12 protein-coding genes are annotated in these 12,581 nt (G+C 56.6%); 5 read left to right on the top strand and 7 right to left on the bottom strand.

Translation table 11 applies throughout. From position 1 onward, the window contains the following. Positions 1 to 149: 149 nt before the first annotated feature. Positions 150 to 1,205: a DNA polymerase IV gene (gene dinB / locus C1N58_RS13585; protein WP_375097232.1), complete on the bottom strand. Its 1,056-nt coding sequence runs from the start codon at positions 1,203 to 1,205 to the stop codon at positions 150 to 152. 246 nt (positions 1,206 to 1,451) lie between these two features. Between dinB and dpaA the strand changes: the two genes are divergently transcribed. Continuing rightward, on the top strand, positions 1,452 to 2,192 hold the full coding sequence (gene dpaA / locus C1N58_RS13590) for a peptidoglycan meso-diaminopimelic acid protein amidase (protein ID WP_033738547.1): 741 nt from the start codon (positions 1,452 to 1,454) through the stop codon (positions 2,190 to 2,192). On the opposite strand, the gene C1N58_RS13595 is transcribed toward dpaA, so the two are convergent. Both C1N58_RS13595 and lpcA read right to left on the bottom strand, forming a co-directional pair. Beyond that, positions 2,157 to 2,930, bottom strand: a complete 774-nt coding sequence (locus tag C1N58_RS13595; protein ID WP_006118044.1) for a class II glutamine amidotransferase — start codon at positions 2,928 to 2,930, stop codon at positions 2,157 to 2,159. The two genes, dpaA and C1N58_RS13595, sit on opposite strands and share 36 nt — an antisense overlap. 53 nt (positions 2,931 to 2,983) lie before the next feature. Further along, positions 2,984 to 3,562: a D-sedoheptulose 7-phosphate isomerase gene (gene lpcA / locus C1N58_RS13600; RefSeq protein ID WP_039338565.1), complete on the bottom strand. Its 579-nt coding sequence runs from the start codon at positions 3,560 to 3,562 to the stop codon at positions 2,984 to 2,986. A gap of 252 nt (positions 3,563 to 3,814) precedes the next feature. Here lpcA and fadE point away from each other — a divergent pair, with 252 nt between their 5' ends. Further along, positions 3,815 to 6,262 carry an acyl-CoA dehydrogenase FadE gene (gene fadE / locus C1N58_RS13605; protein WP_394564245.1) on the top strand — a complete coding sequence of 816 codons (2,448 nt, stop codon included), beginning with the start codon at positions 3,815 to 3,817 and terminating at the stop codon, positions 6,260 to 6,262. 31 nt (positions 6,263 to 6,293) lie between these two features. Here the strand turns inward: fadE and mtnK are convergent, their stop codons facing one another. After that, positions 6,294 to 7,493, bottom strand: coding sequence for an S-methyl-5-thioribose kinase (gene mtnK / locus C1N58_RS13610; RefSeq protein ID WP_039338567.1), 1,200 nt, complete (start codon positions 7,491 to 7,493; stop codon positions 6,294 to 6,296). A gap of 137 nt (positions 7,494 to 7,630) precedes the next feature. Here mtnK and mtnA point away from each other — a divergent pair, with 137 nt between their 5' ends. Then, positions 7,631 to 8,653 carry an S-methyl-5-thioribose-1-phosphate isomerase gene (gene mtnA, locus C1N58_RS13615; RefSeq protein ID WP_033738539.1) on the top strand — a complete coding sequence of 341 codons (1,023 nt, stop codon included), beginning with the start codon at positions 7,631 to 7,633 and terminating at the stop codon, positions 8,651 to 8,653. 47 nt (positions 8,654 to 8,700) lie between these two features. On the opposite strand, the gene C1N58_RS13620 is transcribed toward mtnA, so the two are convergent. Genes C1N58_RS13620 through C1N58_RS13630 form a run of 3 tightly spaced genes read right to left on the bottom strand, consistent with a single transcriptional unit; the run spans position 8,701 to position 10,539 of the window. Next, a complete protein-coding gene (locus tag C1N58_RS13620; RefSeq protein WP_039338570.1) occupies positions 8,701 to 9,243 on the bottom strand; it encodes a 1,2-dihydroxy-3-keto-5-methylthiopentene dioxygenase in 543 nt (180 codons plus the stop codon). A gap of 1 nt (position 9,244) precedes the next feature. After that, positions 9,245 to 9,928, bottom strand: coding sequence for an acireductone synthase (mtnC, locus tag C1N58_RS13625; RefSeq protein ID WP_394564246.1), 684 nt, complete (start codon positions 9,926 to 9,928; stop codon positions 9,245 to 9,247). Continuing rightward, positions 9,925 to 10,539, bottom strand: coding sequence for a methylthioribulose 1-phosphate dehydratase (locus C1N58_RS13630; protein WP_006118037.1), 615 nt, complete (start codon positions 10,537 to 10,539; stop codon positions 9,925 to 9,927). The genes mtnC and C1N58_RS13630 overlap by 4 nt, the downstream gene beginning before the upstream one ends. 115 nt (positions 10,540 to 10,654) lie before the next feature. Here C1N58_RS13630 and C1N58_RS13635 point away from each other — a divergent pair, with 115 nt between their 5' ends. Both C1N58_RS13635 and C1N58_RS13640 read left to right on the top strand, forming a co-directional pair. Next, complete coding sequence (locus C1N58_RS13635) at positions 10,655 to 11,815, top strand: pyridoxal phosphate-dependent aminotransferase (RefSeq protein ID WP_054688098.1); 1,161 nt, start codon at positions 10,655 to 10,657, stop codon at positions 11,813 to 11,815. Continuing rightward, positions 11,803 to 12,576, top strand: coding sequence for an amidohydrolase (locus C1N58_RS13640; protein WP_394564247.1), 774 nt, complete (start codon positions 11,803 to 11,805; stop codon positions 12,574 to 12,576). The genes C1N58_RS13635 and C1N58_RS13640 overlap by 13 nt, the downstream gene beginning before the upstream one ends. The last annotated feature ends 5 nt before the right edge of the window (positions 12,577 to 12,581 follow it).

Below are 12,581 nucleotides of genomic sequence, written 5' to 3' on the forward strand. Positions count from 1 at the left end.
GGCTGCCGGCCGCCGGGATTGTTAAGGGGCTGGCGCGAGCCCCTTAACCCGGCCGCCTGCACGGACTGGCTGAAACTGCCATCGCCTGGCGGGCGGAAAACTCCCGGTGTACGACCGTAATCCCCCCACTCAACACGAAAGCGCCCCCTCTATAATCCCAGCAGCAACTGCCTCTCCAACTGCGGATCCACCAGCGTCACATGCAGCCCCACCAGCCGGACGCCACGTCCGGCGCGGCGCTCGTCCCAGGTCTTACGGGCCACGGCAATCATGTCCTCTTTATTGAGCACGGGCCAGACATGTTCCTGAGTGGTCTGCTGGAAATCACTAAACTTCAGCTTCACGCCCTGGCGCGCAATGTGCTTATCGGGGCGAATCTGCGTCAGGCGACGATCAAGCTCGGCATAGAGGTAATCAATAATTTCCAGACAGCGCTCCCAACTGTCGATATCGTCAGCCAGCGTCCGCTCCACACCCAGCGATTTCCGTTCGCGTTCAACCACTACGCCCCGTTCATCAATGCCGTGACTGCGCTCCCATAACACTCTGCCAAACTTGCCAAAACGCTTAAGCAGCAGCGCCAAATCGGCTTTTTGCACGTCCGCGCAGGTGTGCAGACCCAGCTCTTCGAGCTTTTTTGCTGAAACTTTTCCTACACCGGGAATTTTTGCCAGCGGTAAGGCCAGCAAGAAATCGGACATCTGGGCCGGTGTAATCACATACTGACCATCAGGCTTGTTTAAATCGGAGGCGATCTTGGCAAGGAATTTTATGGGGGCGATGCCCGCAGAGGCAGTGAGCTGCGTTTCACGAAAAATGGTGGCGCGGATGTCCTGCGCGATAAGCGTGGCCGATCCCTGACAGTGCTGGCTGTCGGTAACATCCAGATAGGCTTCGTCCAGTGAGAGTGGCTCAATGAGCGAGGTATAACGCGAAAAGATGGCACGGATCTGACTGGAGGCTTCTTTATAGATGTCATACCGTCCGGGCAGTAGACGCAGATGCGGACAAAGCTTTAAGGCCATACCGGTCGGCATCGCGCTGCGTACGCCATATTTGCGGGCCGGATAATTAGCGGTACTGATAACGCCACGTCGATCGCGGCTGCCGCCGATGGCCATGGGAATATCGCGTAATGAGGGATCGTCACGCATTTCCACCGCCGCAAAAAAGCAGTCCATATCAACATGAATGATCTTACGCATCGCCCCTCCAGTACTGGATAAGTATACAGTTCGGAAAGGCTTGTGCAATATTTCTTGCAATAACAAACAAAGTTTACAAATTTTTGGCGTCATTCCGCCAAAGAAATGGACATTTTGCGCCGTGCTGTATTGCTAAAAAAACAGACAATGTTTAATGTTGCGCTGCGGTAGCGGAAAGTTCCGATAATGCAAACAGAGGCGCACATAACGCGCCATTGTTCTTCTTCACTTCAAGGTATACACAGCATGGGCAAAATCGCACTTCTGTTTGCGATGCTTTTACTGCCAGCCCTCAGCATGGCAATGACTCCCGAGCCGGTTCAGCAACTGGCCCCTGTGAGTAAAGAGTTAAAGAAACAGCTAATCGGCACGCCGGTTTATATTCAGATCTTTAAGGAAGAGCGGACACTTGAGCTGTACGGCAAGATTGGTAACGAATACCGCTTGCTGGATACCTACCGCATCTGCAATTTTTCGGGCGGTCTGGGTCCAAAACGCCGTGAAGGCGATTTTAAAAGCCCGGAAGGTTTCTACAGCGTAAAACTGAATCAGCTTAAACCGGACAGCCGTTTCTATCGCGCGATTAATATTGGCTTTCCGAATCAATACGACCGTGACCAGGGCTACAGCGGCAACTACCTGATGATTCACGGCGACTGTAAGTCGATTGGCTGCTACGCCATGACCAATGCCTATATGGATCAGATTTTCACGTATGTGAACGCGGCATTGCGTAATGGTCAGCAGGAAGTGAACATTGCAATTTATCCGTTCCGCATGACGGACAGCAACATGCAGCGCCATCGTTATTCGACCTACGCGGATTTCTGGAAGCAGCTTCAGCCGGGTTATGTCTACTTTGCGAAGTATCATCAACCGCCGACAGTCAATGTCGCCAGCGGCAGATATGTGATGAACAGCAGCCCGGTCATCACCCAACCCGAAGCGGCATCACAGTCGTTCCTGGCGCTCTCCAAGGTAAAATAAGGCCCACTCGCCTGGCACGATCCGGTGCCAGGTTTCATTCCCCGTCAGCGGCTGTGTGGCAATGACCGTGACCACGTCGTTCGCCCCGGTATGTTTCTGGAAATCAATTTCCACATCCTGATCGAGCAACTGCGCCCGGCCAAAAGGGGCACGGCGAGTGATCCAGAACAGATTGGTCGAGCAGAAGGCCATCAGATAGCGCCCGTCCGACAGCAACATGTTGAACACGCCCTTTTGCCGCAGCTCGCTCGCCAGCTCGCCGATGTAGCGGAAGACCGCAGGCCAGTTTCCCGGCGTGCGCGGATAGCGCGTGGCCAGCTTATGCAGAATCCAGCAAAAGGCCTTTTCGCTGTCGGTTTCGCCCACTGGCCGAAACGTGCCGGTTTCCAGTTGCCGGTAACCTTTCAGTTGTCCGTTGTGGGCATAGGTCCAGTTGCGTCCCCATAACTCCCGGGTAAACGGGTGCGTATTTTCCAGCGAAACCGGGCCGCGATTCGCCTGGCGAATATGCGCCACGACGGAGTGGGATTTGATGGGATATTCCTGCACCAGGCGCGCAATGGGGGAATTAAAACTCGGCAAGGGATCTTTAAAGGTGCGGCACCCTTTATCTTCATAAAACGTAATGCCCCAGCCGTCTTTATGCGGCCCTGTTCCGCCGCCGCGCTGCACCAGTCCGGTGAAACTAAAACAAATATCGGTGGGAACGTTAGCGCTCATCCCGAGCAATTCGCACATAGCAACCGCCTTAGAGTAAAAGCCTCCTGTCGGTCAGGAGGCGACACACGCTGTTACCTGACCATCTCTTTTTCAATCAGCAGCATCAGGATATGAATCACTTTGATGTGGATCTCCTGAATACGGTCAGCATAACCGAAATGGGGCACACGAATTTCAATGTCCGCGCTGCCGGCCATTTTACCGCCATCTTTACCGGTCAGCGTGATCACTTTCATCCCCTGGGCGCGCGCCGCTTCTACGGCTTTGATGATATTAGCCGAGTTACCTGAGGTTGAAATCCCCAGCAACACGTCGCCCGGGCGCCCTACCGCTTCTACATAACGGGAAAAGACATGGTCATAACCAAAATCATTACTCACACAGGAAAGGTGGCTGACGTCTGAAATGGCAATCGCCGGGTAGCCCGGACGATTTTCACGGTAACGGCCCGTCAGTTCCTCCGCAAAATGCATCGCATCACAGTGTGATCCGCCGTTGCCACAGGAGAGCACTTTGCCGCCCGCTTTGAAGCTGTCAGCCAACATCACCGCAGCACGCTGGATGGTATGAATGTTCGCGTCGTCACTCAGAAAGTTATTCAACGTTTCTGCAGCTTCGTTGAGCTCTGAACGAATAATGTCCTGATACATAGACTTGTCCTTTGTAGGAGAGGGTAATCGCAGCAAGTTTAACGGAATGGCTGACGCACGCATAGCATCACGCCGCCGGATCCTTTTCGCGCCGCGCTTTTTCGCGACCACAGCCTGGGCGTTGCTCGCGCTTTCGCTGATTTTGTGAGTCAGGTTGTAATTGCGATGTAAACAAATTGATAAATGCCCTCATCTGAATTACACCTTCATCATAACAGGTCAGACCTCTTACTACTTACGGAGCACTTCATTATGATGGTTGTCTCGATTCTTGCGACAGTGCTGCTGACTGGCGCACTGTTCTATCACCGCATCTCGCTGCTGCTCAGCAGCGTCATCCTGTTGCTGTGGACCGCAGCAATGGCGGTGGTCCATCTCTGGACGCCGTGGCTGCTTGTGCCGCTGGCGATTATCCTGTTACCGCTGAACCTCATCAGCCTGCGCCGCAGCCTGTTTTCCAAACCGATGCTGCACCGCTTTCAGCAGGTGATGCCGCCGATGTCTCGTACGGAAAAAGAGGCGATCGATGCGGGCACCACCTGGTGGGAAGGCGACCTGTTTCAGGGCAAACCCGACTGGCAGAAACTGCATAACTACCCGCAACCGCGACTGACGCCGGAAGAACAGGCGTTTCTTGACGGGCCGGTAGAAGAAGCCTGTCGTCTGGCGAATGATTTCCAGATTACCCATGAACTGGCCGATATGCCGCCAGAACTGTGGGCGCATCTGAAAGCCCATCGCTTCTTTGCCATGATCATCAAGAAAGAGTACGGCGGCCTGGAGTTCTCTGCCTATGCACAGGCGCGCGTGTTGCAGAAACTGGCCGGCGTCTCAGGCATTCTGGCGATTACCGTGGGCGTGCCTAACTCACTGGGCCCTGGCGAACTGCTGCAACATTACGGAACGGAAAAACAGAAAGACCACTATCTACCGCGTCTGGCGCGTGGCGATGAAATCCCCTGTTTCGCCCTGACGAGCCCGGAAGCCGGTTCAGATGCGGGAGCGATTCCGGATACGGGCGTTGTGTGCATGGGCGAGTGGCAGGGCCAGCAGGTGCTGGGCATGCGCCTTACCTGGAACAAGCGCTATATTACGCTGGCCCCGATTGCCACTGTGCTGGGCCTGGCGTTTAAACTTTCCGATCCCGACCATCTGCTGGGCGACAAAGACGAACTGGGCATTACCTGCGCCCTGATCCCCACCAGCACACCGGGCGTGGAAATCGGCCATCGCCATTTCCCGCTTAACGTACCGTTCCAGAATGGCCCAACCCGCGGTAAAGATATTTTCGTGCCGATCGATTTCATTATCGGTGGCCCGGAAATGGCCGGACAGGGCTGGCGGATGCTGGTGGAATGTCTGTCGGTGGGCCGTGGAATCACCCTGCCGTCTAACTCAACCGGCAGCCTGAAAAGCGTAGCGCTGGCCACAGGCGCCTATGCGCATATCCGCCGTCAGTTCAAACTGTCTATCGGTAAAATGGAAGGGATTGAAGAACCCCTGGCGCGCATTGCCGGTAATGCCTACGTGATGGACGCTGCCGCGACGCTGATTACCACCGGCATTATGCAGGGCGAGAAACCTGCGGTGCTGTCTGCGATTGTGAAATATCACTGTACCCACCGCGCCCAACAGTCAATTATCGATGCAATGGATATTGCCGGGGGTAAAGGTATCATGCTGGGCGACAGCAACTTCCTGGCCCGGGCTTATCAGGGTGCCCCTATCGCCATTACCGTGGAAGGCGCGAATATCCTGACCCGCAGTATGATCATCTTTGGCCAGGGTGCTATCCGCTGCCATCCGTATGTATTGCAGGAAATGGCGGCCGCCGCCAGCAATGATGTGGCGGGCTTTGATAAGGCGCTGTTTAGCCATATTGGCCACGTTGGCAGCAATGCGATGCGCAGCCTGTGGCTGGGCCTTCTGGGCGGACGCACCAGCGCCGCGCCAACGCGTGATGCCACCCGTCGCTATTATCAGCACCTGAACCGTATCAGTGCCAATCTGGCGTTACTGTCGGACGTGTCCATGGCGGTGTTAGGCGGCAGCCTGAAACGTCGCGAACGTATGTCAGCGCGCCTGGGCGATGTGCTGAGCCAGCTGTATCTGGCCTCGGCGACGCTGAAACGTTATGAGGATGAAGGCCGTCATGAAGCCGATCTGCCGCTGGTGCACTGGGGCGTGCAGGATGCCTTGCACAAAGCCGAGAAAGCTATGGACGATCTGCTGAGCAACTTCCCGAACCCTCTGGTCGCTGGCGTCATGCGCCTGGTGGTCTTTGCCGGTGGTCAGCACTGCCCGGCACCGTCCGATCGCCTGGATCACAAGCTGGCAAAAATGCTGCAGGTGCCGTCGGCGACGCGTACGCGCTTAGGTCGTGGTCAGTATCTGGCTCCCAGCCAGCATAATCCGGCGGGCCAGTTAGAGCAGGCGCTACAGGATGTGATGGCGGCTGAGGTGATTCACGATCGCCTGTGCAAACAGCAGAAAAAACACCTCTCGTTTACGCGCCTGGATGCGCTGGCTAAACAGGCGCTGGAACAGGGCTGGATCGATCAGAAAGAGGCAGAGGTGCTGAAGCGTGCCGAAGAGAGCCGTCTGCGTTCAATCAACGTGGACGAGTTTGAGGCCGATGCGCTGGCCGTGCCGGTCAGACAGGATGTGACTAAGCCCGCGCGCCCCAGCGAGGCGGCATAACCCATCAGGCCGACATCACGTCGGCCTTTTTTTATCCCGCCTGGCGGATGCGGGCAATCAGTGCATCCACATCGTCCACGTGCCCGGCCGCCAGAATCAGGGTGCGGCCCAGGGTAATCGCATTGCGAATGCAGTCAGTCCGCATCTCCTCATCCCGAATCAGTTTCATGTCCGCCACATGCGACATGCCAACGGTTCTGCGAATCAGTTCGGTGCCACAATAGCCAATGGTATCTGCCCACACTTTACGCAGAAACGCCTGCGCATAGCCGGGATAAGCCATGGCCACATCCTGCGTCTTGCTCTCCGCCAGCGCCAGAAAACGCGTTTCAAAGGTCTGCCAGACATCATGCACGTCGCTCAGGCGCTGCTCGCGCGCATCCGCGGCTTCACGGGGCGGCAGCAGCCCTGGTAAGCCACAGTAGTTAATCAGCAGATTGCCCAGTGCCGTACCGACATCAAATCCCATCGGTCCAAAATAGCCAAACTCTGCGTCGATCGCTTTTAAGCTACCGTCAGCCACAAAAATGGAGCCGCTGTGGATATCGCCATGCAGTAAGGCTTCTGCATGACTGAAGAAACGGTGCTTCAGCCCGGCGACAGCAATGCGCAGCGCCTCATCGGTACGAAGCGATGCCACCAGGGGTTCCAGCGCCTCGGGATAGCTGTTACGTACATGGTCGGTATAGGGATCGTTGAAAAAAAGATCTTCTGTGATTTCACACAGTTCAGGATTGATAAAGCGCGCCACTTCGGCTTTTTTCACATGCGGATGCAGGATGAAGTCTGAGGTATGGAACAACGTCTGGGCCAGATATTCGCCAAGCTGACGCGGCGCCTCCGGATAGTAAGCGCCCTTCACCAGCTCGCTGCGCCAGATACGGTGACTGGACAGATCTTCCATGATCATCACCGCCAGGTCTGCATCGTAATGCGTGACGTTGACCGTGTGCTGCGGGCAATATTTGTAATGCTCGACCAGCGTCTGCGCTTCAATACGCGCACGATCAAGAGTTAACGGCCAGGATTCGCCCACACAGCGCACATAGGGCAACGCCTGCTTGACCACAATGCGGCTGTTGCCCTGGTCGTCGTAAATTTTGAACACCAGGTTGAGGTTACCATCACCAATCTCTTCCGCACTGCGTAAAACCGAGGGATCTTCCAGCCCACCAAACTGTTTGGCATATTCAACCGCATCAGCAGCGGTGAACGTACGGTATTGCGACATTGACCTTTCCTCATCAATAAACGCCGGTGTGCGCCGGAGCTGATTAATCTTTCGTAACAAGCCGTTCAGACGTCTATACATCCGTTACGCATGTTGGCACAATATCCGTCATCAACGCAACATGGATTTCACCGACAATGCAGACATTCCAAACCACAAGCTTACAGGTTCGCAACAACCAGCTCTGGATACTGGATCAGCAGGCCCTGCCTCAGCAAAAGAACTGGCTGCCCGCCCATACTGTGGCGCAGTTGGTTGACCATATTCATGCCCTGCGGGTGCGCGGCGCGCCGTTAATTGGTTTATCTGCATCACTGCTGCTGGCCCTGCTGGCAGAACAGGGGGAATCACGCGAGCAACTGGCGCAATCGCTGGACACCCTGCGGGCCGCCCGCCCTACCGCCGTGAACCTGATGAATAACCTTGATCGTATGAAACAGGCGCTGGCGCAGCCAGAAATGGCAACGAGCCTGGTGGAAGAAGCGTTGCGTCTGGTGCATGAAGATAAACAGCTGTGCGATCGCATCGCCGATGCCGGCAGTGCGCTGGTCAAACCCGGCAGTCAGTTGTTAACCCACTGCAACACCGGCGGTCTGGCGACTGCGGGTGTGGGTACGGCACTGGGCGTTATCGCGCGTGCGCATCAACAAGGCCACGTTCACAATGTCTGGGTTGATGAAACGCGCCCGCTGTTGCAGGGAGGACGCTTAACCGCCTGGGAACTGGGCGAGCTGGGTGTGCCTTACCAGTTGATCACGGATTCGATGGCCGCCAGCCTGATGGCGGCGGGCAAGGTTGATGCTGTCTGGGTCGGCGCGGATCGCATTGCCGCCAATGGTGACGTGGCGAATAAAATCGGCACCTACAGCCTGGCGGTACTGGCGCACTATCATGGTATTCCGTTTTATGTTGCCGCGCCGCATACCACGCTGGATCGTCAATGCCCGACGGGGGATGCCATCCCGATTGAGCAGCGTGCCGCCAGTGAAGTTACCGGTGTGTCGGGAAGCTTCGGCAGCGTGCAGTGGGCGCCCGCGGATGCGCAGGTTTCTAATCCGGCCTTTGATGTCACGCCTGCGGCGCTCATCAGTGGTTGGGTACTGGATACCGGCGTGATCACACCGGCGCAGGTGGCTGCTGGCGTTTTTCAGCCACAGTAAACAAAACGGGCGGCTGATTCAGCCGCCCGCAGAACGCACCGTCATAATTACGCCAGGCGCGGATAGGCATCGGCGATCCTGTCGCCTGTGAAGTTGGCGATCCAGCCTTCCTGATTATCAAAAATACGTATCGCCGTGAAATGCGGGGATGAGCCCATATCAAACCAGTGCGGCGTGCCTGCGGGCACCGAGATCAGATCGTTCTTTTCGCACAGGATCTGCAGGATTTCACCGTCCAGATGCAGGCAGAACAGCCCGGCGCCTTCGACAAAGAACCGCACTTCGTCTTCACCGTGCGTATGTTCTGAGAGGAATTTCTGGCGCAGCACGTCTTTTTGCGGATTGTCTGCCCGCATACTGATGACGTCCCAGCTCTGATAGCCTTTTTCGGCGACCAGGCGGTCAATGGCGTGCTGATAGGCGTTGATCACCGTTTCCGCATCGGGATTCTCGCCCAGATCGCGGTCTGCCTGCCAGCGCTCGAAGCGAACGTCTTTGGCGTTCAGACGCTCACGGATCGCCTCGGGATCGGTGCTGTGCCACAACGGCTGGCTCGGATCGCTATCGCTAAAAATGGTCAGTGCACTCATTTCAAATCGACTCCGGGTTAATCTGGGAAAAATCAGCGACCTGACGATGATGGCTGTCATCATCCGCCGCGTCACGAATCAGCTGCAACGTGTGCCAGCCAGCCTGTCTGGCGGCGTCCAGCTCCTGATGAATATCAGAGAGGAACAGCAATTGTCCGGCCGGCAAGCCCGTTTGCGTCGCGATGTTTTGATACGACGTTACCTCGCGCTTGGCGCCCACGTGGGTATCAAAGTAACCGCTAAACAAACCAGTAATATCACCTTCGTCGCTGTAGCCAAATAACAATTTCTGCGCGGCGACCGAGCCAGAGGAATATATATAAAGTTTAATGCCTTGCGCGTGCCAGGCCGTGAGCGCAGGCAGGACATCCGGATAAAGGTGCCCTGTAAAACGCCCGCTCAGATAGCCCTCGCGCCAAATCATCCCCTGCAGCGCTTTCAGGCCGGTCGATTTGCGGTCCTCATCCATATAAGAAAACAGGATGGCGATCACGCTGTCGACGTCGGCATCGGGCTGTCCGGCCTCCGCACGCACGGCATTGAGCGCGTCCTGAACGGTGGGCTGCGCCTGATGCTGGCGCACATAGTCGGCCAGATGGGCACGGGCATAGGGAAACAGGACGTTATGTACAAAACGGATATCGCTGGTGGTGCCTTCAATATCGGTAACAATGGCCTTAATCATGCCTTCTCCAGCAAGCGACGTTGACGTTCGCATTCAAATAAAAACTCCAGCCCTTCCAGATGGCGGCGCGCTTCTGCCACATCGTTGCCCCAGCAGGTCAGGCCATGACCACGCAGCAGAAAGCCGTAACGCAGCGGAAAACGGGCTGCATAATCTTCAATTTCTGACGCCAGCGCGGCAACATCCTGGCGGTTATCAAACACCGGAATCGCCACGGTATCCTCATGCGTGGACTGACCGCTCAGCGACTTTTGCATCTCATAGCCGTACAGCAGTAGCGCCGCGCCCTGCTCTACGCGCGACAGAACGGTGGAATTGACTGTGTGCGTATGCAGTACTGCGCCCGCCTCCGGAAACAGGCGGTAGATCAGCGTGTGCAGTGCGGTCTCGGCAGAAGGCCTGCGACCCGAGGGTGCCTGGCTGGTGGCAATGTCGACCTGAATAAAGTCATCCCGCGTCAGGCTGCCTTTATCTTTGCCCGACTCGCTGAGCAGGCAGAAATGCGCATCCTGGCGCACCGACATATTGCCGCCGGTGGCGGGCGCCCAGCCCTTCGCACCTATCCAGTGACAGGCGGCAACCAGCTGATCTAAAGCATGAGAATCGGACATTACTCTTCCTTTTAGCCGTCTAAGCGTCTTGATTGCCAAATACTAGCATCCTGTTTATAGTGGCAGCAACTCAGCGTTTCTCCGTAACCGTTTTTGCGCGTAAGGCAACCTAATCATGACGCAATCCATCCTCACGCCTGAGAGCAAGTTACCCGCCCTCGGCACCACGATATTCACGCAGATGAGCGCGCTGGCACAGCAGCATAACGCCATCAATCTTTCCCAGGGTTTTCCGGATTTTGATGGTCCGCGCTACCTGCAGGACAGGCTGGCTTATCATGTCAGTCAGGGTGCCAATCAGTATGCCCCCATGACCGGCGCACAACCGTTACGCGAAGCCATTGCCGAAAAGACCGCTGCGTTGTACGACTATCGTCCCGATGTGAACAGCGATATCACCGTGACCGCAGGCGCAACCGAAGCGCTGTATGCCGCGATCACTGCCCTGGTTCGCCCGGGTGACGAGGTGATCTGCTTCGATCCCAGTTACGACAGCTATGCGCCCGCGGTGCAACTGGCGGGCGGCGTACTGAAACGCCTCACCCTGCAGCCGCCCACGTTTGCAGTTGACTGGCCGGCGTTCTCCGCGCTGTTAAGCGATAAAACCCGACTGGTTATCTTAAATACGCCACATAATCCCTCGGCCAGCGTCTGGCATCAGGCGGACTATGCGGCCTTATGGCAGGCGATTGCTGACCGGGAAATTTATGTGCTGAGCGATGAGGTTTATGAGCACATCTGTTTTGCCCAGGACGGTCATGCCAGCGTGCTGGCGCACCCCGAACTGCGTCAACGTGCGGTGGCGGTTTCCTCGTTTGGCAAAACCTTTCACATGACCGGCTGGAAAGTGGGTTACTGCGTCGCCCCCGCGGCGATCAGCGCAGAAATCCGCAAAATCCATCAGTACCTCACTTTTTCCGTCAACACACCCGCTCAACTGGCGATTGCCGATATGCTGCGCCAGCATCCTGAACATTATCGTGAGCTGCCCGACTTCTATCGCGCGCGCCGTGACCGGCTGATACAGGCACTGAGCCGTAGCCGTTTCCGCATTTTACCGTGCGAAGGCACCTACTTCCTGCTGGCGGACTACAGCGCTATATCGGCGCTGGATGACGTGCAGTTTTGCCAGTGGCTGACGCGCGAAGTGGGCGTAGCCGCGATCCCGCTGTCGGTCTTCTGTGAAGCGCCTTTCCCACACAAACTGATCCGGCTGTGCTTTGCAAAACAGGAAGCGACGCTCGACGCCGCAGCGGAGCGTTTATGTCGTCTTTAGCCATTACGTTGTTGCAAGCGCCGCTGACGTGGATGGATGGCGAGGCTAACCTGCGCCATTTCGATAATCTGCTGGCTGACATGACAGACCGGGATGTGATTATTCTGCCGGAGATGTTCACCACCGGTTTTGCGATGGAGGCTGCACAGCAGGCCCTGCCGCAACAGCAGGTCGTGACATGGTTACACCGCCATGCGAAGCGCACGAATGCGCTGGTGGGCGGCAGTGTTGCGATACATACGCCAGCGGGTGCCGTGAACCGTTTTTTACTGGTTGAGCCGAATGGCACGCTGCATCACTATGACAAGCGACACCTGTTTCGCATGGCGGATGAGCAGCAGCATTACGTCGCGGGCACGACGCGCACGGTGATTCAGTGGCGCGGCTGGCGCATTTTGCCGCAAATCTGTTACGACCTGCGCTTTCCGGTCTTTTCGCGCAACCAAAATGACTACGATCTGGCGTTGTATGTGGCCAACTGGCCTGCGGCGCGCGCGCTGCACTGGCAGGCGCTACTGCTGGCCCGGGCGATTGAGAATCAGGCGTTTGTGGCGGGCTGCAATCGCGTGGGCAGCGATGGCAACCAACATCAGTACAGTGGGGACAGCCGAATTATTTCACCGCAAGGCGAGGTGCTGGCTGCAGGTGAGCCCTTCACGGCAGGTAAGGTTGAGGCGTCGCTGTCGCTTGCCGATCTGCAGGCTTATCGCGAGCGGTTTCCGGCGTGGCGGGATGCGGATGGCTTTACGCTGGCAGAATAAAAGCG

The sequence above is a fragment of the Pantoea sp. SGAir0180 genome, assembly GCF_043546245.1.